Source organism: Elizabethkingia bruuniana (assembly GCF_002024805.1).
GTDB lineage: Bacteria > Bacteroidota > Bacteroidia > Flavobacteriales > Weeksellaceae > Elizabethkingia > Elizabethkingia bruuniana.
Genome location: NZ_CP014337.1, coordinates 2,820,553 through 2,845,247, shown reverse-complemented (window position 1 = coordinate 2,845,247; position 24,695 = coordinate 2,820,553). Strand labels below are relative to the sequence as shown.

Genomic DNA, 24,695 nt, shown 5'->3' with positions numbered 1-24,695 from the left:
AGCTAACTTTCATGAAAGTTAGCTTTGTTTATTGTTATTTGTCATTTAGGACACGAGCTAGAAGCTCGCGATAGAGGGGGAATTCACATTTTTGAGGTGTAATATTTGATTTTAGAAGAAAAAATAAATAAAAAATAAAATTAGAGGAATTGATAGAATTATGTTTAATAAATTTTTTCTTATAGATTTTATTCCTATAAATATGGCAATTATAGAAAAGATTAATCCTAATACAATAATGGGTAACATTAAATAACTAAATAATCGATTTTCTGAACTATAAGGATATAGTAGATGTAAAATATTTATAAAATAATATTTTAAAATATTGATTAAAAAAATTGAAAATGATATTATTGCTAATATTCTAGTATTTATTTTTTCCATTTTACTCGATTATAATTATATCCATTAGTTATTGCTTGTTGATCAGCTTTTGAATCGGGTATTTTATTGGTCACGAGCCGGAGGCTCGCGCTAGCGAGGCAACCTTTTCTACTCATTTGTCACAGCAGAATACAAATCCGCTTCATTGTTGGCTATATAGTAAAGTTTCATTTTTTAATTGGAGGTGGGGGTATTCTGGTAACTCCATTTTTAGATTTTTTTGCATAATTATTTAGTAACTCAAGTGATTCAAAAATTTCTTTTTTATTAATTAGTGTCTTTTCTTTTTGAGATAAGGAATAATAAACAATTGTCAATAATAGTTTAATGTTTGAATCCCTATTTATATCTTCTCCATAAATAAAGTGTTTTTTCTTGTTTTTATAAACTATAATTGCATAACTGACTAAGGGAGCTTCATTTTTTGAAAAACTTATTTTGTTAGGAGACTTATCTTCATTTTTAACACTTTGATTTATCCAATTAATTAATGTATTATCTAAATTAATTTTGTATGTTTTTTTCTTATTAGCATCATAATAAATTGAATTTCCGTTTTTATTAATCTTTATATCGAAGTCATGTACTCCGTTGCCCTCTTGTGAATTATTATTATATGAGATAACTAAACTGTCAAATGTAGACTTTTTATGAGCTTCAGTGTTTGATAATATTTTTGAATATACTTTCACTTCATTATTCGAAATTACTTTTAATGAATCTCCAATTATTTTAAATTCATTGATGCCAAAATTAGGATAACCTATTGAGTCATTTTTTAAAATAATATACTCTGATATGTTTTTACTGTCATATTTATAAATTGATTTGTTTTTTTCTGTATTTTCTTTTTTTATACACGAAAACATTAATAAAAAAAGGCTAGTTGTTGAATATACTTTTAATTTGTGCATCTGTTTTTATTATATTATTTGATTTATAGTAAGATTTAAGTATCGGTGTAGTTTGTTGTCTTGAATATCCTGTTGCTTTTTCAACTCCATGGTCAGGGATTTTTTTATCATTCATATAATATTTTTGATAATATTTTTTTGAATCTGGTGAAACCATTAAGGATTCATAACCTTTCGAAAAGTCAAACTTTTTATTATCAAAATAATCCATCGTTCCTAATCTTGCATGGATAAATAATTCATGTCCTACAGTTTCTATCAGTCCATCAATTTTGCCTCCACCATCACTAATACTTACTTGGAAATTCATTCTTCCACCTTTTGTTATTGAGGTTGTGACTCCACTAGCCGGAATTAAATGAGATTTATTATACTGATCAAGAGCTTGCCCTGAGTCAAAACTTAAATCAATACCTGCTTTGTCATATTTGCCCGCCTTATCATACTTCACGCCAGCAATAGTTTGCCCTGCACTTACATAGTCTGATAAAAATGAAACGCCCTCTTTTGAGGTGGCAAATTGATTCCATGCTTGAACGAGATTAGGATTTTTATATGTACCATTTTTATTTTTTTCAAAAATTGCACTTGGATCAACATGTTCAGGAGCATTTCCATCCGGATCAATAAATCTAATAGGATTATTGAACGCATAATTATATGGACTATAACGAGTCATTTTCTCCGCCAGAGGATCCACCACACCCCAACGCCCTAATTCCGGCATATACATTCTGGCCCCATAGTCATACATTCCAGTTTCCTGTAATTCCTTGCCATTGTATTTGTATTGATAAGCATTATTGGCTAAAGAATTCGAGTTGTATCCCTGATGTTTTAATCCAAACGGGTAATAATTGTTTTCTTCAATGATCTCTGCTCCTCCAGAAGCACCTTTGGTGTAGCTTAACCTTACATTTCCAAGGTGATCTGTATAATTGTAAATATACTTATTTTTGGTAAGATCATAATAACCTTCTGAAGTCGGTATAAATTGTAATACACCATTTTCATACTGGAATCCATCTAAGTAATCCGTTGTTTTACCTCCAAATACCTTTCTGACTTTAGAACCATCTGCGCGGTATATATAATCTGTATTCCCTATGGAAGCTGTAATACTGCTTGGTAGGTTCAGATAATTGTAAGCAATATTCGAGATCCCTTTATCCAGATGATTCACCATATTGCCGTTAATGTCATAAGCAATTGTATTTCCACCTACCGGATAACCTGCTGCATTTCCAGAAGCATCATTCACTCTAATCAGTTTATTACTGTTTCCAGATTGATCGTAGGTATAATTCAGCTGATCTATTAATCCGGCACCCTGACCTGTTCTTTGCAATCCGGTGATATTTCCGTTCAAGTCATAACTCAACTTCTCCGCATAAGAACCACTGACAGCTCCGGCATTATCCCAATAACTGCCTTCTTTTAATCGGTTTACTCCATCATATTGATAGCTATAACGTCTTAATGTTCCGTCACTTTGTGTAGCCCAGTCAGTTTCGGCAATATTGCCATTGTATTTTTTAGAAGTTCCTGCTGGATTAATATACTTCAGTTCAAATCCGAAAAGCTTATTTAGCAAATTCTTTGGATCATTCATTTTGGTTAAAGCACCACGAATATTGTATTCGTTTTTTATCGACTGAATACCATTTCCAATATTTTGGGATTCTAATTGTCCAAGTTCATTGTAGATATTCTCTGTTAAAACTTCCACCGGGCCACCATTTACCTGATGGGTATGCTTTACCAGACGGTTCTGATGGTCGTAAGAAAAATCTTCTTTCATGACCATTTCCCCGGATGAAGCATCCCTTTTATGATAGGTTGTAGTACTGGTGGGTACTCCGGAGAAAGCTAATACCGAACTTGTTCTGGTATAACCGCCAAGATGATTCTGAGATTCTGTGGCTACAGGCCTTGCTTTATCATCATACCAGATATAAGATTTTGTCCATCCATTATCCTCAATATTCTTGACCATAGAAGCTACAGGTAATCCTTTGGTACTTCTTCCGTTCACAGGATTAGAACCCAGAACCGAAGCACCATTAAACACTGCCGGACTTCCCGGTGGATACTCATCATAATAATTAACGGTTAACAAAGTAAAGTTACCAACAGGGTAGGCGGAACTGCTATAATAAATGGTAGTCCCGTTTTGTACAAAACCGGAAGCACTTCTTTCTTCGTTATTAATACCAAAATTAACCATATTGCTTTGTTGAGCATCTCTTCCCGGCTCACTGTCCAGTAATCCTGTATAAGCCACTCTTCCGAATTTATCATACTTGGTGAAGAGCCATTTATTCTGCTGGCGGAGTTTTCCATCCTGAGTTAATACCAGTCTGTCCTGCTTATCATAAACCATATACTCCCAGTCTTTTCCCGGAAGCTTCTTTTCCACCAGTCTGTTTTGGCCGTCATAACGGTACTGATAAGCCAGTTCATTAAGGAGTGTAGCATCAACGCCTTTGTCAATAGCGAGAGGTGGAATAACAAAAGCAAGCTGATTGTACTCATTATACACATAGTAAGTATCCAGATTTTCTGAACCATTTTTTTTACGTACCAGAACCGTTTGTCCCTGTCCGTTTTTAAATTCTATTGTTGAATTTCCATCTTCATCGGTAATGACATTTTTGTACAAACTATTGGCTCCATAGGTACCACTTAAACCCAGAACAGAAACTGTTGCATTATTACTCCAGGAAGTACTGGTGGTATAACGATAGACCTCACCATCAGCATTGGCTTGATATTGATATTGAACTTTTTTACCATCCCAGTCAGAACCCGGAGCAGCCTGAGCGAGAACTCTGTCCAGAGGCGAGTTTTCAAGTGTTTTTTCTCCATAAGCCAATGGATCTGCAGATCCGTCAGCTTTCTTGTAATAACCAGAAGCAGCGGTCTGAACTCCGGACTGGATATTTCCGTTTAGAGAGTTCATTGGAACCGGAAGCCATGACTGTACCTGACGGCCGAAGCTGTCATACGGAATATCGGATACTAAATCCTGACCATTGGGTGTAGACTTAATAGAAAGCTCCTGTTTGGGTCTGCCGAGTCCGTCGAAATAGGAGATACTCTGCTGCTGAGGGGCAGCAGGATCTGAGGAAGAGCGTGGTGCCAGGTAAGTACGCGAGTAGATGTAATTCTCATTCACCGATATTGAAGCTGTCGGATTAGGAGCATAATTATTAGGCGTAGGGTTAGGATTAGACGAAGCTCCCAGAGAAGCCCTGAAGCTGTTGACGGCAGGTGAGGCGGCATTGAATCCTGGCAGGAGCCTGATGCTGTAAGGATCGGTAACAGACTTGTTTTGTTCTGTTACCGGATTGGTGAGAATAATCTGGGCATGGGATGAGAGTGTCCCTGCCATGAGAATTCCCATGGTATAAAAATGTTTGAACTTAAACATAACGATTTGGATTTTAAAGATTAATAATTACTTTTTGTGTTTTTGTTTTTCAGCGATTTAGTTGTAAGATTAACAGGTTGTAAGGATTTAAGTTATATGGTTTGGTGGTCATCAGTTGTCAGTTATCGGTTATCAGTTATCAGTTATCAACCATCAACCATCAACCATCAACCATCAACCTATTCCGATAACCTCTAACTTCTTTTGTTGAAGCAAATGTCCTGATTGGTGACGCCAAAACTTGACGTATTAAAAAAATATATTAAGGATTGAAAAATTAATTTTTTGGGAAAGAAAACTCTAGGCGAGAACCGCTACCTGGCGGAATGTTAGGACCTATTAATCTTATTGAGATGTCACCTGAAGGAGTTACTCTTAATTCCCAATTTCTTCTACTATTATTATCTATTTCTGAAAACTCTTTATATATGTCATATTTTGGTGCACAAAGAGAAGAAATAGTTCCAATTAGTTTAAATTTCCCATCATTAAAATTAATTGATGTGATATGTTGAGGATAGAATTCTATAATGACATTTATATTACCATTGTAATATGAAACTTCCTTATTAGCCATATTTACTTTTGGACTTATAGTACATACTCCTGTTTGGCATAACGCATTATTGTTAGCATTTAACTGTCCATTCTGATTGATATCTATATCTGCTTGCTGATCTGCATCTGCTTGGCTTATACTTGATGAATATTTTCTAGCAGGAACAATATAAGTGTAATAGCTTGGTAGTTCATTGTTTTGACAATTCGATCGAAGAAATTCTTTACTTTTCTCAGTATTATAATAAACTGATGAACAAGAAGAGTTTTCATTAGCTTTTAATTGTCCATATTGATTAATATCAATATCAGCTTTTTGATCTGCATCTGCTTGACTTATAAATGATAGATATGTACCTGCTAGTACAATATAAGTATAGTTACCAGGTGTTTCATTGCTTAAACAATTGTTTTTAGTAAAAGTTTTACTTTTTTGAGTATTGTAAAAGAGACATGATGCATTAATATTAGCCTTTAATTGTCCATTTTGGTTAATATCAATATCAGCTTTTTGATCTGCATCTGCTTGGCTTATATTTGATGAATACTTTCCTGCAGGAACTATATAATTATAGTGACCAGGAGATCCCCCATCAGGACAGTTTGAACGAATAAATTCTTTATTTTTTTCAATATTGTAATATAGATTTACAGAAGGATTTTCATTATTATAATAATACTTGTATTCTTTTAATATATTGCCATTAATATCTTTTATAGATTCCAATCTGTTGGCTGAATCATATTTATAAACTTCACGTATTCCTGAAGGCGGTGTAATACTGGTTACACCAATAAATGGATTATAAGTATAGGTTGTAATCTGATAATCTGATAAGGCAGAATTGTTTCTGAAAAGATCCAATGCTCCGACTAAAGCCTGTTCAGACTGATCCGTTCCCTGTGTGTTATCTGCATCTGAAGCAGTAATAATAGCAGATATATAAGCAAAAATCTGATTATAGGTAGCTCCTTCGATCTTTGCAATAGGTTGTGTCTGATCATAACCCCAAATAATAGTTACAGGCTTTCCTTTCTCTGAATATTGTAGAAGCTTTCCTTTGTTATCATATAAATCATATGTTAAATCAGTCTTCACTTTTGTAGGATCATTGGGGTTCTGTAAATCAGTAATTTGTACTGAAGTAGGCAATACTAGATTTGAAGTCGTATTATTTCTTTTATAATTAATTTCAGTTTTAGAAATTGTTATTCCATTCTTTTTATTTTCCGTTTTTATAGGAATCCCCAACATATTGGCTTCCTTCATTTCAATATTGTTTTGATCACTGGCATATTCGTATGTAGTAACATTACTTACTCCATCTGGTGTTGCAAGTTCTTCTTGGCTTAAATTAAGATTATTAATACTATTATAATAAAATCTAGATGTTGTAACAATAGGGGTATTTGTCAAGTAATCTGTAACAATTTTTTTATTAAGAGTTGCTCTGTTGAAATACCTTTTGTATCCTTGGACAAATAATCCAGACATGTGATTTATTGCAACATAATTATTTTCGTCTTTTGTTGTATTTAAATTGAAATAACGATTATCATTATATATATAATCAGTTTTTTTTATTATACTATTGTCTTGATTATACACCGAAATACTTTTGTATTTTCCTCTTAGTACACTTTGATCTGTTAAAAATAAATTATTGTAATTTTTATATAATTCTAATGGATGGAAATATCCAACAGTAGTCATCTCTTTATCTAAATAAGGCGTTGCTGTTTGAAATAAATTTGATTCTCCACTAATGTCACTCTGATCAGAAAAGGAAGTAAATTGATATTCCGTATAACCTTTACCATTTTCAATTTCATAAATTTTGCTATATCCTACATTATAACTATCCAAACTGTTAATATTTAAATTAGATGAAACATTTTTGAAAATAGTAGATAAGGTTTGATTATTACTGTTTTTAATTTTAAAATACATAAAATATCTAGGCCAGTTAGTAAGTGTTCCAGAGCTGCTGTCACCATCTATAGTTGTTGTGTATTTATAATTTTTTTCTTTTATAATACTTCCATCATTAGAGAAATCAGTTTGCCTTTTTATTCTTGCTCCACCAGCCATTCCTGAATTATTAGTTATTCCTGGAAGGAAGTTACTCTGTGAACTTCTTTCTATTCTTTTACTGTAATAATGAGGCTCATATTCAAATATAGTATAGCCTTTTGTTGGATATATAACTCTCCTTAGTTGGGCATTATTATAATTATTAGGATTAGGATCTCTTTCTTGTCCTGTGATTGTATAGTCACCAGTTTCAAAATTATAATTACTACCTGGAATCAATGTAGAGTTATTATCTCTTCCATTCCAATAGCCCCAATGGTCAACACCCCTTGTATAATATGTAGGTAGTGCAGCAGTATTGTAATAATCAAAAGAATAATTTTGTTTAGATACTTTTTCCTGAATTTCTTTTAAAAATGATCTGTCAACTCCACCCGTGTTTTCATAATTGAAATAAGCATCTGTTATTTTATTGCCTTTATAGGTTGTTGTTATATTATCAATCAATAATTCATCTGTTTCAAGTGTTGATACCATGGGATTATATTTGATTACATTTCCTGATCTTTTGTATTTTATATTTACTTCTAATCCATCATATTTTATAGATTCTAGTAAAGAATACTTTATTATTCCAGTACTCCAACTGGAATAATTACCACCTTCAGTATAGTTATTGTTGGTTTTACAAAAAGAAGAATTAGTGGCGCATTTATGATCATTGAGTAGATCAAAATTTTGAAAGTGAGATACACGGCTGAACATAGGATCGGTTCCTGTTAATCTGTGCATTTGGCATACTTCGTCCCGCCAGCCTATATCCTTAGTTTTTTCTTCAAACTCAGGAGCTTTATATTTGTATTGTATAATGGATCCATTTGCAAGTATTACTTTATTTAAGTTATATGCATTGACAATTGGATATGCTTTATAATTCATTCCATTACCATTTAGTTGTGCCTCATTCAGACCAAAGTAAATTTCATAATCGTGATAATTTCCTCCAAAGTAATATTTATTTCCTTGTCCATCTCTGATAACAATAGTAGGGAATTCAACAGTCTCATAAATTTGGGAATCATAAACATTTTGTGTGATATTACAAGATTGAGATCTGGGAGTAAACTGTGTAATGTCGACTTCAATATTTGGATCATCACTCTCAACTTTGACCTTTCCATCATTTCCTACCATGAATTTGCCAGATATCCCCATAACATTAAATGTAAATAGATCTGGCTCTCCTTCATATTTTGTTGGTCCTTCTCCTAATACCCAGTCAAGGTTAACTCCTGTTTTTCCAGCATTAAGATTATAAACGGAAGAATTATTATATGTTTTATATTTTGTGCCAGTCATAAACCCGCTAACATCAGTAAGTCTGCCGAATATACTGTTAACACCATTGTCTCCTTGCCCAATGGCGTCACTACCAGTTCCTTTAAACTCATCTGGAATTCCATTTACTGTCCGAGTGATTTTACCTCCCGCTAAAAAATTCCAATTCAAGCCTACAGGGGCTGAACGTTTTGAAGGTATAAAGCCTGAAGAATCGTAAGAGAGAGAGAGATTAATATATTCGGATTTAAAAATAGGAATATTTAAGTCTATAGCTCCAGTATATAAATTTACAGGTACATTTCCATATTTCTCAAAAGCATAGGTTTGAGGAGATTTTACATTTATTTTATTAGCTGCAATATTAGTACTTTCTTGTGCTGTTATTTGGAGTGAAATGAAACATAATATTGTATAATATATTTTTTTCATAATATTTATTTTAAGGTTAATAATTGATTGAGTTAGTAAGAAGCTTTCTAAGGCGATCTGCTTTTGAGATTTTTTAGTGGTTTCATAATATTTTATTTTTTAGTGTTTTTCTTTCTGGGACAAAGATCATGGCCCGTGGCGACAGAACTTGACGCATTATATTTTTGTTTTAAAAATTTTTAAAGGATTAGAAATATTAGGGATGAGAACCCCAGACATACCGGATTTTCGGTGTGCTAAAAGATTGCTGAAAATTGAAGGATCTTATAGAGAGTGAACTTGAAGTGTTTTTTATCGGATTCGTTTCGGGTGTCTATGTAGCTGCTAAGATTTTCAAAAAACTTTATTTCTTAATCATTTTGATCTCATTTCGCAAATCCTGAATTTCATGTTGCTGCTGACGCAGTAATTCTGATTGCTCTTTATTCAGTTTGTTTTGTTCAATAGAATAAAGTGTCAGTTCTTCAATTTTCTGTAAAAGTAATTTCTGATTTTCTCCAAGTGATATACCATTTTCCGTTACCTCTTTGGTATTGGGAATATTAGGCAAATGCCCTTTTTCATAGATATGCTGCTCTACCTCATCCAGTGTTGGAAGCTGATATTCTTTGGCGAATACAAAGTCAGCCCATCCGGCCATATCTACTTTTACTTCCTTGGCATGCACCGTCCCGTTTACATCTAACTTGTTTTGTGGATTGGTTGTGCCAATGCCGACATTACCATCTGTGGCAATCGTCATTTTAGGCGTTTTATTTGTGACTAAACTATAAGGATGGTTAGTAGATGTTCCTGCCATTCCACCTGCTGGGGAGCCATAAAAGCCATAATTGTGAGACCAAACTCCTGTTGTAATTTTAGATGAAGAAGTGATTATTTTTGAATGTTCATTGCCTTTGACCTCTAAAACCTTTTCCCAATTCTCTGCATTTTCAGGAGTAGTTGTCCCAATTCCCACATTATCGTTGTAATAAACACTATGCCTGTTATTACCATTCAAAGGATTGGTATAGATTGTACCTAGAGTAGTAGACCCCAAAACAGTTTGATCATAACTGTGTTGAGTTAACCTGATATTGTAAGGATTGGCATTAGGTGAGGTATGATAAATAGTTAATTTGTATTGATTGATTGCAGGATCCCATACAATGTCTCCAATATAAATATTGTCTAATATTGGGCCGGCAGCTTCTACAATTCTGGATGTTGGAGGAGACCAAATAGAATTAGAGGGATTGGCACCAATTTGAAATAATTTTTTGATAATTCCCACGCTGTTCTGATGGCTAAATGTTCCTGTAATATCAACTTCGATCCAGCCATTGATAAAGCTATTTCCGAACAATATATCGACGGCTTGATTGGGTTGTTCATGTGGAAATCCCACACTGAAATCTTTTTGCTGGAATGTTTGTGCATCCAATGAAACGGCAAAAAGTAGAAAAAGAATGTATATGCTATTTTTCATGATTATTAATTTTTTTGGTTATTGTTTTCAAGATTTTGGAGGCGTTGTTCCAGTGTTTTATTAATCTGGATTTGTTGATGTAGTAATTCTGATTGCTCTTTATTCAGTTTGTTTTGTTCAATAGAATAAAGTGTCAGTTCTTCAATTTTCTGTAAAAGTAATTTCTGATTTTCTCCAAGTGATAGACCATTTTCGGTGACTTCTTTGGTATTGGGAATGTTAGGCAAATGCCCTTTTTCATGGATATGTTGCTCTACTTCATCCAGTGTTGGAAGTTGATATTCTTTCTCGAATACAAAGTCAGCCCATCCGGCCATATCTACTTTTACTTCCTTGGCATGCACCGTTCCGTTTACATCCAGTTTATTTTGTGGATTGGTTGTGCCAATGCCGACATTACCATTGCCATCTATTCGTAATTTCTCAATACCATTAGTTCCCATCGTAATGTTCATATACCTGTCAGGAACGTTTGCTGAGTATCCTGATAAATCTATAAAAGACTGAGTAGAAGTATTGGTTCCTCCTCCGGCACTTAAACGTAAAAAGCCATCATCGGAAAATTGCCCGTCTTTGCTGATACCTCTAATCTCTCCTTCATTAATTCCCGGAGACAGCATTGGTCTTGCACTTGTATTGGATAGTTGAGATTGTAGAGATACATTACCTTTGATTGATAGTTTTGCAGGTGGAGTAGAGGTTCCAATACCAATATTATTATTAATACTATATACATCATCCAGGTTTATTTTGGGTGTATTAGCATTAATTTCCCAATCGGCGACATAAATGCCTCGCGGAATATTAAAGTTAGGTTCAGTGATAGGAACAGCTGAAAGGTTTATTTGACTCCCCGCAGTTGCCGTATAAGTGCCATCATTTTTTTGTACAATTCCATCGGTATTATAGGTAGTACCTCCTCTTAAGTAAACAATAATTCCCAAACTTTTCCATTCACACATGATTTTTCCAATATAACTGTATACTCCACCTGTATTATCACTATTTTTCATTCCATAAGTGTAGTTTTCCAGTTTAACCATGGTATTGCCGGATCCCCAACCATAACCGATTCCGTTGATGGTTGCAATTCCGTAAGCAAGCCAATCTCGGTTGTCATGTATTACTGGTCGGGAAATAGAAAAAGGTTTATTGTTGAAACTGAATAGCACCGGAACATATTGATCCTGAGTTCCTGCTGAGGTAAATGTTTGAACGGTTTGAGCTTTCAATAAGCTGACAAATGCTATTGAAGCCAATAGTAAAAGGTTAATAAGATTTTTCATGATTTTGAATTTTTTGTACAGTTTCTTTTAATTGTATATTTTCCTGCTTAAGGTTTGTAACCTCTTTATTGAGCTGAATCTGATAAAGTGTCAGTTCTTCAATTTTCTGTAAAAGCTTAATCTGAAAATAGCCGATGTTAACCCCGTCTTTCTGCATTTCCGTCGCGGAAGCTATTTCGGGTAAATGTTTCTTTTCTTTAATGTGTTTTTCTACACTTTCCAGATTGGGAAGCTGATACGAATCTTCAAAAACAAAATCTGCTGTTGGAGTAGTGGTTACCTTAATTTCCTTGGCTTCGAGTTTGTTGGAGACCGCAACATTCCCCTCGGCATTCCATTTTAGGGCTAACCAGTCTTTATTTTCTCTTTTTATTCCTAACCCGCCCCCTGACCATCCATATAACACCGGGCCATCTACAAAAGTATTGGCAAAGCCTGTATTAGAATATTGGAGTCCATGATATGGCTGATTGCCTGCTAATTGTATAGCGGCTCCGGAAGCTATTGTCATATTGCCATTGATGTCTAATTTAGATTGAGGGTTAGTGGTGCCAATACCAATGTTTCCATTAGCATCGATTCGCAGTCTTTCTATGCCACTAGTACCCATTGTGATATTCTTATGCCTATCAGATGTATCTGCTGTATAACCTGATAGATCAATAAAGGATTTAGTAATAGCATTAGTTCCTCCTCCAGCACTTAAACGAAGAAAGCCATCGTCCATGTCGTTTCCACTATTGCTGATTCCTCTGATTTCACCTTCAGTAGTTCCTGCTGCAATTTGTGGTCTGGGACTTGTGTTTGTAAGATTAGATTGTACGGATATATTTCCTTTAATGGATAGTTTCTCTGTAGGATTGGTAGTCCCAATCCCAACATTTCCATTTTCAATAATCGAAAATTTAGAATTTTCCCAATTACCTTTTGAAACCCGCCATTCTCCGGTACCAAGATTTCCAAAGTACCAGTTGTTAGTTCCATCCAAAAGTTGGGTTTGTATTCCCTGGGTAAAGCCTCCTTCTTCAAAACTTCTTTGTAAATAAATCGTGGGTGACCAGCTTTTTATCTTTATTTCTGAAAATTCTTGCTGGGCAAAGAATAATGAGGGTAATAATAAACTTAGTATTTGTATTTTTTTCATAATATTAATTTTTATGGTTTGATGTTTTGTTTTTCTTCAAGCTTTTTAAGCCTTTCTTGCTGCTCTTTGATTAGCTTATTCTGCTCAATAGAATAAAGCGTCAGTTCTTCGATTTTCTGTAAAAGTTTGATTTGGAAATCGCCAATATTAACCCCTTCTTTTTGCATTTCGGCAGCGGAAGCTATTTCGGGTAAATGTTTCTTTTCTTTAATGTGTTTTTCTACACTTTCCAGATTGGGAAGTTTATAGGAATCTTCAAAAACAAAATCAGCGGTTGGAGTAGTGGTAACCTTAATTTCCTTGGCTTCGAGCTTGCCATCTATTAGAGCATTTCCGTTGCTATTTAATACTAATAATTTTTTTCTTTGCCCTTCATTGGTATAATCATAGAAATGAAAACCTCCGGTACTTCCACCTCCTCTATTAGCTATAAAGTCGGTTTCACCATTTCCTCCGGAAAGATTCCAGGCAATTGCCAATTTTCCGGAGTTTTTCAAAGTATTTAATATGTTGGGATAAATGGCTGGATCAATATTTGCAGGTTCACCACTACCCATTATCATACCCATTACATCTAATTTTGCTTGAGGGTTAGTAGTGCCGATTCCAACATTGCCATTTTCTTTAATAATCATACTAGGGCTATTAAATACGGTTTCTGTTGTGGTAGGAGCCGGTGGTTTAGTATGGAAAATAATACTTCCCTGATTCTCTTGGCTATTTCCGGGTATAACAATTCCTGCTCCCGCTAATGTTGGGTGCGTTAGGGATGTTTGTAAATTACTATTTGAAAAAGGATTATAATTTAAGTGTAAATTTGATCCTAATAAAACGGTTCCGTGATTATCACTTCCTAAACTTACCGCATTTTTTGGTGATTTAGCTCCTGAATGTCCTATACTGACATAACCAATTTTAAGAAAACCATTTGTGATATCTAATTTTTCCTCGGGTGTGGTAGTTCCAATCCCAATATTACCGGTTTCTGGATTTGTACTTGTCTGAATTTGTCCCTGGGGTGTTGCTAGTTGGGCAAAGTAAAAACCAGGAATTGTGAATAGTAGTATACTGAGTTTTTTCATAATATTTTATTTTTAAGATTAGTAATGAATTGATTTTTGTAATTGCCTGTTAAGGCGGTTTTGTGATTTTCATAGGTATAAGGTTTTAAATGAGAAGGGAAATGAGTTATTGGTTGCCAGTTGTCAACCATCAACCATCAATTGATAACCATTAGGACAAAGATCTCGGCTCGTGGCGACAGAACTTGACGCATTAAAAAAAAGTTTATTGCTTTTTTTGTTTTTTGGAAATTGTCTGATTTATCAATACATAGGGCTAAGGTTAGCCAGTTATCGGGAAGTAAGGTTTTAGACTTTTACTAACATCCATTCACCGATAACCAACAACCATTCACCATTAGCTCACTTTATTCCGGATGAGTTTCTGTACAATCTGATTCAACATTTCTTTATTCTCATCGATATAAGCCAACCCAGCCTGAATAAGATTTTCAATGTTTTCTTCTCTCACATTATCCATAGATGGAGAAGCATTTTTCAACGATGGATTGATCCGGTAGTAATTTTTCTGATTGCGGCTTCCCAGTGTCTGGAACATTTGTGAAAGCTGATAATCTACAGTTTCCGCGTTGGCAGAGAGTAGAATATCGATCAAAGGACCTATCCAGGCTAGCTTGCCCGCATTTTCCATTTTTTTGTAAGGATAAGATTTAGCTTCAGATCCTGTTCCGATGGAAATAATCATCATATCATTTACTGTAGGATAATCGGGTTTCTGATCGGTTTTAAATATCTGTCCGAATGGCATTTTCCGGGCTTCGGCATATGCACATAAAGCAGGATTGTTGGCATAAACACCACCATCGATAAGACTGAAATTCTGTCCATATTGTGACTGAATTCTTGCCGGGCTAAAATAAGTAGGTGCTGCAGATGTAGCACGGCAGATATCTTTCACCAGAAAATTATCTGTGCTGATGCCTGCATCGGCAGAGTTAAAAAGCTTTGCCCTTCTGTTTTCGATGTCATAACTTGTAATCAGGCAAGGTTTTATCAGTTCTTTTAATTCCAGTTTTCCGAAGAAGTCGTTGAGATTTTTTTCCAGGGCTTCCTGTGAGATTTTTTCATTGAAAAGCCCGAAAGGGTTTATAAGCCGTTTAAAAAAAGAAACCTGAAAGATGTCTTCTCCTTTTTCCGAATACAGTTCCAAGCCTTTTTGTATGGAATATCGTGCGTTCCGCTTTTCATCCGGATAAAGCATAATCGAAGTGATTAGACCGCCAGTACTGCTGCCGGCAACCAAATCGAAATAGTCACCCAGTTTATTCTGAGAGTTGTCTTGCTTTTGAAGCTGTTCCTCAATATATCTGAGGATAATACAGGAGATAATTCCCCTTATGCCTCCCCCGTCAAGGGAGAGGATACAAATCTTTTTCATAATGTTTTGTTTTGATGTTTGTTCTAAAAATCAGTGAATGAAACCTTATATAGTTTCATGAGTTTGAATGCAATGCCAGTTAAAGTGCCTACAGAAAATAAGCACAATGGAAAAGTCAACAACGATGCATTAAGTCTTTATCTTAGGATAAAGTTTCAATCTTGGGAGCAGGTGAGAGTGGAATTTGTGCCTTTGTCATTAGATGACTTAAATAAGAATATAGCCTGTTTTATCTTTAGGCATTTTTGAAAGTACCTTCCAGTCAGTAGAGATTGTACCGTATCTGGTACGGAGGCTTTTCTTTTCAAAATGTGGATAATCTTTAAAAGTTTTCCAGTTGCCACCCCATTCCCAGCCATAGCGGCTAAATATCTTTACACATTCCTGCCAATCGGCTATACGGTCGCCATCCCAGTCTTTTGCAATGTCCCAGCTTGCTGTTTTTCCGTCAATAATCAGACAGATATCCACAGCCAGACCGTAGTTATGGATACTTTGTCCCGGTCTTGCATTCGTTACTTTTAGTCCCGGTGTAGTTCTGCCTTGTGCATATAATTTTGCCTGTTCAGCATGAGTTCTCAGCCCTTGTGTGATTCTTATTTTTGCCCTTCCTGTTAGTGCTTTATCACAATCTTTGATGATCTGCATTACTTCTTCCCTTATCACAGGGTGAAGCTTTCCAATGTGTGTTTGTGTAATCTTGTCCATACTATTATTTATTAGTTATGGAGCAAATGTAATCGGGGGTGGCGTCAAAACTTGACGCATTATATTTTATCTTCAATTTTTTATAAAAAATCCCTCTGAATAATTATTCAGAGGGATTTTAATTTGGAACAAGATTAGGTATGGTTTCTGATAAGTGTGTAGAGGAATAATAATTTAATAATTATACTCATTCTGAGATAGTATTTATCTGAATTAGAATATACTCTAATTTTAATAGGTTTTATTCTAATGTTTCATGGGTTTTGATCTGAAATTTGCTTCGGTAAATATTTTTCAGAATTTTAGCTTGACAAAGTTGATTATTGTATTACTTAACAGGCTTTCCGTCTTCTCCAAGAAGCTCTATTTTGGCCTCATTATTTTTATCAACATATATTTTTATCCTTGGTTTTCCTTTCTGATCTTTTATAAACAGACCAACATCTTTATTGAAATTTTTGCCGATAAAAAGACGGTCTTCCATTAGGAGGCTATCCATTTTCATTTTCTTTACAGCTTGCTGCTGCTCTTCTTTATTCTTTAGTTTGTCCAGTTCTTTAAATCTTCTCATTCTTTCATTGAAAGTCTTTTCTTTTGGATAATCCCAGATCTGTAATCCATATTTCCGATCATAATTTTGGGTGTTTTCCATATACTGCAGCTGCATAATCTGATCATCCCTGAATTTATCCACAGAAAGAACCAATCCGGCATCTTTTTCATTTCCGTCATAGACCAGACCTCCACATTCATCACCGGAAGAATTAAAGAAAATTATACCTGAAGACCGCTCTCTGTCCGGTAGTTTCTCACCATTCACAATTCCCGGATGCTGTCTGTGTTCATTGCTAATCACCATTCGTAAATCTCCTTTTTCGCCCACAACATTTATCTTTTTTACAGTGAGTTCGTCGAAACTTTCCTTTTTCTCTTTATCTCTGAAGCCTGACAGGATAAAAATGATAAATGCCAACGAACTTATTATTACATAAGTGGTTAGAAAATTAAGCTTTCTTTTTAAAGATTTTTCGGTCATGATATTATGATTTGAAATTTTATAATAGGACGTAACCATTGATGAAATGTTACAATAATCAGGTAATATCACAATTAAGTGAAAAGTATTGTATTATTTATTTGAATAAAAAACATGATTTTAAACATGTGTATTAATTTAGAATAATTTAAAATAATAAATTTGCAAAAAAATCTTGATGAAGCTTAAAACGGCAAAGCGCTGGTTCAAATGGCACAAATGGACCAGTTTAATTTGCACATTATTCCTCCTGTTACTTTGTATAACGGGTCTACCTCTTATATTCCATGAAGAGATCGATGAATATATAACAGAGCACAAAGATGCTGTTATTCCACCCGGAACTCAGAAGATAAATCTGGATAAACTGGCAAAAATTGCTGAAGCTAAATATCCCGGAGAACATGCACGTTATGCATTTTGGGATCAGAATGATCATCCAAATCAGGTATTATTCGACGTAGTAAAAAGTCAGGACTCACCACCTGAACAAAGTAAGTTTTTGATCCTGAATGAATACACCGGAGAAGTTCTGGGACAGCCTAAAGACGAGGGTGTTATGAGTGTGATTCGACATCTTCATGTGGATCTTTTTGCAGGAATTCCCGGCAAATTGTTTCTGGGGCTTATGGGAATGTTGTTTGTGATTTCCATTATATCGGGTATTGTCCTGTACGGACCTATTATGAAGAATTTTGATTTTGGAATGGTACGTAAGGCTAAATCCAAGAGACTGAAATGGCTGGATACTCATAACCTGCTGGGAATTGTTGTAATGGCCTGGATGCTGGTCGTAGGAATAACCGGAGTAATTAATGCAATGTCCGATGTAATTGTAGGACTTTGGCAGCAAGGGCAGTTAGCAGAAATGACAGCTCCTTATAAAAATGAAAAACCTTATACAGGCACGCTAAGCTCATTGCAGGCGGCTGTAAAGAGTGCAGAAAAAACAGTTCCGGATATGAAGGTCAGTATTGTCGCTTATCCAGGTACTCTGTTTACCAGCAAACACCACTATGCCGTATTTATGAAAGGCAACACGGAAGTAACTTCCAGATTACTGATGCCGGTACTGATTGATGCAAAATCAGGTGATGTCACAGATTCGCGTGTAATGCCCTGGTATGTGAATACATTATTTCTTTCTCAGCCATTACATTTTGGTAATTATGGGGGAATGACATTGAAAATAATCTGGGGTGTTTTCGATTTTCTGACCATTGTTGTACTGATTACAGGTGTTTACTTGTGGATTGCCCGCAGAAAATCTGAGAAAAAGCATTGGAAAAATCTTTCTAAAAACTAAAATCATGAATAAGAAAATATTCAGACTCTGGGGAATGCCTGTTTTATTGGCTGTGCTTTCTCTTTACGGGCTTATATCAGCTCTTATTGGAAAAGGAATTTGGGATGTACTCGCTTGTACCGCCTTGATCATTCCTGTCCTTATTATCATGAAACATTACTATAAAAAATCTTAAGAAATAACTATTATAAAAATCTGAGCTTATTATGAAAAAAGTGTTGTTGAATGCAGTTCTGTTATCTGGTGTTCTTGCTTATGCACAAGAAAAAGATACTATAAATGCAAAGAAAATTGATGAGGTAATCATCAATTCCTATATCAAAAAAGACAGTGATTATGTAAATAAAATGCCACTGAAATCTATTGAAAATCCACAGGTTTATTCTTCAATAGATAAAGTCGTACTGGATAATCAGTTGATTTATACAGTTGATGATGCCCTTAGAAATGTGACCGGAGTACAAAGAATGTGGAGTGCCAATAACAGAGCAGGAGATGGAGGTGCATACATTAACCTCAGAGGATTTATTTCTTCTAATTCTATGAGAAATGGTTTGGTTGGACCGGTTACTACGTCTATGGACGCCATAAATTTAGAAAAAGCAGAAGTTTTAAAAGGTCCTTCTGCAACTTTATACGGAAGTAATGTAACCTCTTATGGAGGGGTAGTAAACAGGGTTACAAAGAGACCTTTTGAAACATTAGAAGGAAGGGTTTCATTAATTGGGGGCAGTTATAATTATTACAGAGCACAGGCAGATGTAAATACACCGCTGACAAAAGATAAAAGACTGATGTTCCGTGTAAATACAGCCTACACAACAGAAGGAACATTTCAGAACAAAAATGCCAGAAATACCTATTTTGCTTTTACACCTTCACTTCGTTATAAAATAAATGATGTTCTGGATATTAATTTGGAATATGAAGGTTTTGAAACCAGAGCCGCTCCGGAACAGGTGTTCTTCTATCTTTCTCCTTCTTTGGGGAAAAACATGAAAGATGTGGAAAAACTGGGATTGGATTATAAAAATTCTTATATGGGTTCTGGTCTTTATACGACCGCCAGAGTAAGAAATTTATTTGGGCAGGTGAATGTGAAGATTAACGATTATATCCGGTCATCTACCAATATTAGTAATTCTTATTCTTATTCAGACGGGTTTAATCCGTATTTCTATATTGCGCCTAAAGCTACAGCAACAGGAGTTGCTACAGATACAGAACTTGGTGTCGTTAGAGCAGATCAGTCTACAATTAATAGTACAAAAAAATTCTTCCAGATTCAGCAGAATTTTAATTTCGATTATAAATTTGGCAGTATGAGAAACCGTGCAGTGGCAGGTTTTGATTATATGAGAACAAATGATAACCAGATGTTCGCATTTATAGGAGTTGTCGATTGGGTTCCTTTCAGAGGAGGAGATTATTCTACACTGAATGATAAAACGCTTGGGGCAAAATATGATGAACTAAGAAATAGGCCAGGCTATGATTTTAATGCAAATAATACATGGCCATCTTCTGGAGTTCTCAATACATACAGCGGTTATATCTCCAATGTATTGACACCGGTAGATGGGCTTAATGTTTTAGCATCTGTTCGCTATGAAAGCAACCAATTCAATGGCGGTAAAAGAGGGCAGGCCGCTGTTGCAGCCTATTCACAATCTGCATGGTCACCGAAGTTCGGATTGGTGTATGAAGTTATAAAAGATCAGTTTTCTGTATTCGGAAATTATCAGAATAGTTTCAAAAGTAATGGATATTATGTTTACAATAAGGCAGGAGATGTTGCTCTTTCTGATCCTGAGAAAGCAAATCAGTTTGAAGGAGGGTTAAAAGCTAATCTGTTAAAAGGGAAAATAACAGCAACATTAAGCTATTACGATATTAAAGTTAAAAATACACTAATGACCACCAGAGAATTGACTGTGGGGGGGCAGGCAGTTCAGAATCAGGCCGGGAAATTAACAAGCCGTGGATTTGAAGCGGAAATTAATGCATACCTGGTTAAAGGTTTTTCATTAATAGCTGGAGTTAGTTACAATGACATGAGCTTTACAAGCGGAGAAAATGCTGGTTTCAGACCCGAGACAGCATCTTCGCCTTGGTTAGCAAACTTCAATGCAAGCTATCAGTTTGTAGATGGTCAGTTTAAAGGCTTAGGATTTGGAATTGGTGGAAATTATGCAAGTGATAACAAAATTGTGAATACCGCGCAAGGAAGTTTTATATTGCCTAAGTATTTTGTGATGAATGCTAATGCATACTATGATACCAAGAAATTCAGAATAGGGGTGAAAGTGGATAACTTTACCAATGAGCATTACTGGATTGGCTATACTACAGCCAACCCACAGAAGCTGGCAAATGTATTGGGAAGTATTACTTATAAATTCTAAGAACAACCATCCGGTTCGGAAGAATAATAATTATAATATCAAAAATCCGGCTGCTTTAAGCAGCCGGATTTTTTTATCTTTTAGTATATATTATTGATAAGTTACTTTCAGCACTGAAGAAACCTGTGGTACAGGATAATTGTTCCCTACTTTGGAGATATTTTTATCCTCGGGGGCAGGTGTTCCGCCAAATAAAGCTTGTTTATTTCCCGCACCCGGATATTGATCGACTCCGGTTCCGTCATCAAACAATGCTGTTTTAGCCGTTAGATCACCTTTTGTATTTGCTGTAACTTCGCTTTCATTGGCATAAAACCAATCGTTGGAATAGCCAAACATGGTAACATATGCAATCTTGTCGCCGAGAGTAGTGGTAATATTAGCCGATACTTTTGCACCAGGTGCTATAGGGGCACTACCCAAGACATAAACGCTGACTCCTGGTTTTGTTAATGCATCTTTTAGTTTTGCAGCATCACCTTTCTGGGCAATATCTTTTAGTCCCATTCCCATATCCTTTGCTCCAACCTGGTATATAGGGTTTGTATCTCCTTTGTAAACGACAACCAATACAGGGGAAAGCCCTGTAATAATTCCGGTATTGTTTTTTGTTTTAGTACTAAGAGATGCATTGTTTCCGCTTTCCGCAATAGCCGTAATTTCAGGATTAGATTTTTCTCCGGCCTTATAGAATGGCATTTCATTTAATAATTTTCCGCCTAATATATTGGACACAGCCCATACACCGGGAGAAAAAGGCGTTTCATTCATAGTACCTCCTGAAGTATTGGTAATACTAAGTGTAAATTCAGAGGCTGCATCATCATAAGTCAGACTTAGTTTCATCAGCTTGGAGGCATCAACATTCGGAACCATAGCAATAGGATTCGATTCAGGATTTCCGGTCGTGTTATCTTTGCTGCCATTGTCCCAAAGCTTGATCTGTGCAGAAATATCCCCGGTTATAGGAGTTCCGTTATCGTTATACAGTTTTATTCCGGGGTTTTCAGGTGCAAAGAACCAGTCTTTAGAAGCACCGTACATCGTTGCAAACATCAGCCGCTGGCCTTTTCCGGCATTGAATTTAAAGCTGATGCTTTGTCCCGGTAGTACAACAGGTAATTGTACTGTTGCACTTCCTGTTCCCTGAAAGGCTCCACTCTGTACAAAGTCCTTGTTCTGTACCACATTTTCCACTGTGAATGTACCCTGTTGTGGTTGAGGTGTCATGTCGTTGGTGCTGTCGTTGCAGGATGATAATACTCCCGCTGTACCTGCCATTAGAATAGCAGAAAGAAATACTTTTTTCATAGCGTGTTGTTTTTTGTTTGTGCTTATTTTTTTATGGGTTTTATTAATGAAAGGTATTTTCCATACCCTTGTTTTTCCATTTCATTTTTCGGGATGAATTTTAATGATGCACTGTTGATACAGTATCTCAGTCCGCCTTTATCCTGTGGTCCGTCATTGAAGACATGGCCCAGGTGTGCATTTCCGGTTTTGCTTCTTACTTCGGTACGCTGCATTCCGTGGGAATTATCTGTTTTTTCCTGAACAAGAGCCTCGCTTATCGGACGGGAGAAGCTCGGCCAGCCACAACCGGATTCATATTTATCAGTAGAAACAAATAAAGGTTCTCCGGTAGTAATGTCAACATATATTCCTTCCCGGAATTCATTATAATATTGGTTTTCAAAAGGCCTTTCCGTTGCATTTTGCTGGGTTACCTCATACTGCTGTGCAGTTAGTTTCTTACGAAGTGTTTTGTCATCCGGTTTTTGGTAAGTGTGAGGCGGATTGGCCTTTCTTGCCATTTCAAACAATCCAGGTTCTATATGGCAGTAGCCACCGGGATTTTTTCCAAGATAATCCTGATGATAATCTTCAGCTTTATAAAAATTTTTCAAAGGCTTTACTTCGACAACAACTGGTTTTTTGTAGGCTTTTGACAGTTTGTCCACCTCTGACCGGATTGTGGATAAGTCGTTTTTACCACTGTAATAGATACCGGTTCTGTAGCGTGTTCCCATATCATTTCCTTGTTGGTTCATGCTGGTAGGATCTATTGTTTTAAAGTATAATTCTATCAACAGATCCAGATTAATGATATCCGGATTGTAAATAACTTTAACAGTTTCGGCAAAACCTGTAGCATCAGAAGAAACGGTTTTGTAATCAGGATTTTTAATGTTTCCGTTTGCATAACCTACTTCTGTAGCGGTTACACCTCTTACCTGTTTGAAGAAGTGCTCGGTTCCCCAAAAGCAACCTCCGGCAAAATAGATTTCAGCGGAAGGTGCCCGCGGATCAACAATCATTGCTTTTTCGGTGGAAGGTTTGTTCTGTTTCCAGCTAATCAGAAATATAAGTCCTGTTATAAGGGTCAGGCAACCTATTGCTATTTTTTTCATTTTGTTATGTTTTTTGGGAATTGTAAAATCATAAGTCCGAATCCTAAAGAGACAAGATCTTTCAGGATAAAAAAGTCAGTTACCGGAATTCCGTCCACGATTCTCCAGGTCCCCGGAGTGGTAAAAAGAAAACTGATAGTAGTGATAAAAGTGATGAGTATTCCAATGGAAGCACCAATTCTTAGAAAATGAATATAAGGCGCAAGTACAATAGCCAATGCGGTAAAAATTTCAACAATACCGATGAGGTTGGATACACCCCGGATACTGAGTATATTATACAACCATCCCATTAGCGGATGATTTTCTACCAATGGCTTAATAGCTGCTGCTTCGGTAGGTGTAAATTTGAAAATTCCTATCCATAAAAGGACGATGGCGACTCCATAGAGCGAAATGTAATAACCAATTAAAAAATTACGGCTTGATAAAGATGGTTCTTTAGTAAACATATCAGTTTTGTTTTTGCTGTTTATATTCCTTTTGGAACTATAGTCGGCAGGTAAACAAAATCCTGACAGTAAAAAATAATTATTTTTTTATTTTTTTTAGAACTTCTTCTTTAAGTTGTTTATTATCAATGTTGTAAATTGATACTTCGGGCTCTTTTTTTCTGATCATATTCTGAAGTGCCTGATGCAGGAACTGTGCTTTTTTCTCATAGGCCATACACCACTTGCATAAAATCAGGTGGGCATTCAGCTGAGTCTTTTCAGAAAATGACAATGGAGAATGCATCCTTTTTTCAATTAAAAAAGTAGCTTTACTGCAAGGCAGTATCAGAACATGTAATATTTTCTTTAAAATGCTCATTTTCCTTTTCCGAACCAGTTAAATTGTAGGCATTCCCGAAGCTGGAGTCGGCTGCGTTGTAATATTTTCCAATAATTAGTCGTGGAAATATTGGTTTCCTGACAAATTTCTGTTGATTTTTTTTCCTGAAGATAAGTGAGTTTCACCAGGGTAAGCCATCTGTCCGGAAGTTCCTCGAGACATTTTTTCAAATAAGCATTGAAGGCTTCATTATCCAACAATGAAGTATCGTTGGTATCCCAGTTTTTAAGAATTCCGTCCGGATCTTTCCAGAATTCGTGGTTGTCAAAAAAATGATCCAGACTTACATGTGGATTTCCTTTGTACTTTTTCCTGTAAAGGTCAGTCACCTTATGTTGCAGAATTCCCATCAGCCATGTAATCGGAGAACTTTTCTCCTGAAAGTTATCCATTGCGGAATAAGCGGCCACATAAACTTCCTGTACGATATCTTCTGCATCTTCCCGGCTGGACAGTAGGTAAAAGGCACGGTCAAAAAGTTTTTGACCATACAAATCTATCCATTCTTCAAGTTGTTTTGTTGCGTGCATTGATATTACA

Annotated in this window: 18 protein-coding genes; 3 read left to right on the top strand and 15 right to left on the bottom strand. The window is 35.6% G+C overall.

All coding sequences use genetic code 11. The features are described 5' to 3' along the window. Window positions 1-554: 554 nt before the first annotated feature. From AYC65_RS13130 to AYC65_RS13085, 10 genes are all read right to left on the bottom strand, one after another. Window positions 555-1,301, bottom strand: a complete 747-nt coding sequence (locus AYC65_RS13130) for a hypothetical protein (protein ID WP_131828192.1) — start codon at window positions 1,299-1,301, stop codon at window positions 555-557. Then, window positions 1,270-4,734 carry a DUF6443 domain-containing protein gene (locus AYC65_RS13125; RefSeq protein ID WP_234300345.1) on the bottom strand — a complete coding sequence of 1,155 codons (3,465 nt, stop codon included), beginning with the start codon at window positions 4,732-4,734 and terminating at the stop codon, window positions 1,270-1,272. Before AYC65_RS13125 ends, AYC65_RS13130 begins: the two co-directional genes overlap by 32 nt. 277 nt (window positions 4,735-5,011) lie before the next feature. Then, window positions 5,012-9,097 (bottom strand): DUF5977 domain-containing protein, encoded by a 4,086-nt coding sequence (locus tag AYC65_RS13120; protein ID WP_059333904.1) that lies wholly within the window; start codon window positions 9,095-9,097, stop codon window positions 5,012-5,014. 343 nt (window positions 9,098-9,440) lie between these two features. After that, window positions 9,441-10,565, bottom strand: coding sequence for a hypothetical protein (locus AYC65_RS13115; protein ID WP_052114637.1), 1,125 nt, complete (start codon window positions 10,563-10,565; stop codon window positions 9,441-9,443). A 5-nt stretch (window positions 10,566-10,570) separates the two neighbouring features. Next, complete coding sequence (locus AYC65_RS21090; protein WP_234300343.1) at window positions 10,571-11,851, bottom strand: hypothetical protein; 1,281 nt, start codon at window positions 11,849-11,851, stop codon at window positions 10,571-10,573. After that, entirely contained in the window at window positions 11,835-12,995 is a 1,161-nt protein-coding gene (locus tag AYC65_RS13105; protein WP_034868113.1) for a calcium-binding protein, read from the bottom strand. Before AYC65_RS13105 ends, AYC65_RS21090 begins: the two co-directional genes overlap by 17 nt. Window positions 12,996-13,006: 11 nt before the next feature. After that, window positions 13,007-14,077 carry a hypothetical protein gene (locus AYC65_RS13100; protein WP_034868114.1) on the bottom strand — a complete coding sequence of 357 codons (1,071 nt, stop codon included), beginning with the start codon at window positions 14,075-14,077 and terminating at the stop codon, window positions 13,007-13,009. Between the two features lie 337 nt (window positions 14,078-14,414). After that, window positions 14,415-15,455: a patatin-like phospholipase family protein gene (locus AYC65_RS13095; RefSeq protein ID WP_034868115.1), complete on the bottom strand. Its 1,041-nt coding sequence runs from the start codon at window positions 15,453-15,455 to the stop codon at window positions 14,415-14,417. A gap of 207 nt (window positions 15,456-15,662) precedes the next feature. Beyond that, the gene (locus AYC65_RS13090; RefSeq protein WP_034868116.1) at window positions 15,663-16,163 is read right to left on the bottom strand and encodes a M15 family metallopeptidase; all 501 of its coding nucleotides are present in this window, start codon (window positions 16,161-16,163) and stop codon (window positions 15,663-15,665) included. 328 nt (window positions 16,164-16,491) lie between these two features. Beyond that, window positions 16,492-17,199, bottom strand: a complete 708-nt coding sequence (locus AYC65_RS13085; RefSeq protein WP_034868162.1) for a hypothetical protein — start codon at window positions 17,197-17,199, stop codon at window positions 16,492-16,494. A gap of 178 nt (window positions 17,200-17,377) precedes the next feature. Here AYC65_RS13085 and AYC65_RS13080 point away from each other — a divergent pair, with 178 nt between their 5' ends. The 3 genes from AYC65_RS13080 to AYC65_RS13075 are packed head-to-tail and all read left to right on the top strand — an operon-like array spanning window position 17,378 to window position 20,910. After that, window positions 17,378-18,505 carry a PepSY-associated TM helix domain-containing protein gene (locus AYC65_RS13080; protein ID WP_034868117.1) on the top strand — a complete coding sequence of 376 codons (1,128 nt, stop codon included), beginning with the start codon at window positions 17,378-17,380 and terminating at the stop codon, window positions 18,503-18,505. Window positions 18,506-18,509: 4 nt separating this feature from the next. After that, complete coding sequence (locus tag AYC65_RS20940; RefSeq protein ID WP_009087625.1) at window positions 18,510-18,680, top strand: hypothetical protein; 171 nt, start codon at window positions 18,510-18,512, stop codon at window positions 18,678-18,680. Between the two features lie 31 nt (window positions 18,681-18,711). Further along, on the top strand, window positions 18,712-20,910 hold the full coding sequence (locus tag AYC65_RS13075; RefSeq protein WP_034868118.1) for a TonB-dependent siderophore receptor: 2,199 nt from the start codon (window positions 18,712-18,714) through the stop codon (window positions 20,908-20,910). A gap of 90 nt (window positions 20,911-21,000) precedes the next feature. Here the strand turns inward: AYC65_RS13075 and AYC65_RS13070 are convergent, their stop codons facing one another. The 5 genes from AYC65_RS13070 to AYC65_RS13050 form a co-directional block, all read right to left on the bottom strand. Next, on the bottom strand, window positions 21,001-22,221 hold the full coding sequence (locus AYC65_RS13070; RefSeq protein ID WP_034868119.1) for a spondin domain-containing protein: 1,221 nt from the start codon (window positions 22,219-22,221) through the stop codon (window positions 21,001-21,003). A gap of 23 nt (window positions 22,222-22,244) precedes the next feature. Next, the gene (msrB, locus tag AYC65_RS13065; RefSeq protein WP_034868120.1) at window positions 22,245-23,321 is read right to left on the bottom strand and encodes a peptide-methionine (R)-S-oxide reductase MsrB; all 1,077 of its coding nucleotides are present in this window, start codon (window positions 23,319-23,321) and stop codon (window positions 22,245-22,247) included. Further along, entirely contained in the window at window positions 23,318-23,773 is a 456-nt protein-coding gene (locus AYC65_RS13060) for a DUF417 family protein (RefSeq protein ID WP_034868121.1), read from the bottom strand. The genes msrB and AYC65_RS13060 overlap by 4 nt, the downstream gene beginning before the upstream one ends. Before the next feature lie 79 nt (window positions 23,774-23,852). Beyond that, a complete protein-coding gene (locus AYC65_RS13055; RefSeq protein ID WP_034868122.1) occupies window positions 23,853-24,134 on the bottom strand; it encodes a hypothetical protein in 282 nt (93 codons plus the stop codon). After that, the gene (locus AYC65_RS13050) at window positions 24,131-24,685 is read right to left on the bottom strand and encodes a sigma-70 family RNA polymerase sigma factor (protein WP_034868123.1); all 555 of its coding nucleotides are present in this window, start codon (window positions 24,683-24,685) and stop codon (window positions 24,131-24,133) included. Before AYC65_RS13050 ends, AYC65_RS13055 begins: the two co-directional genes overlap by 4 nt. Between the last annotated feature and the right edge of the window lie 10 nt (window positions 24,686-24,695).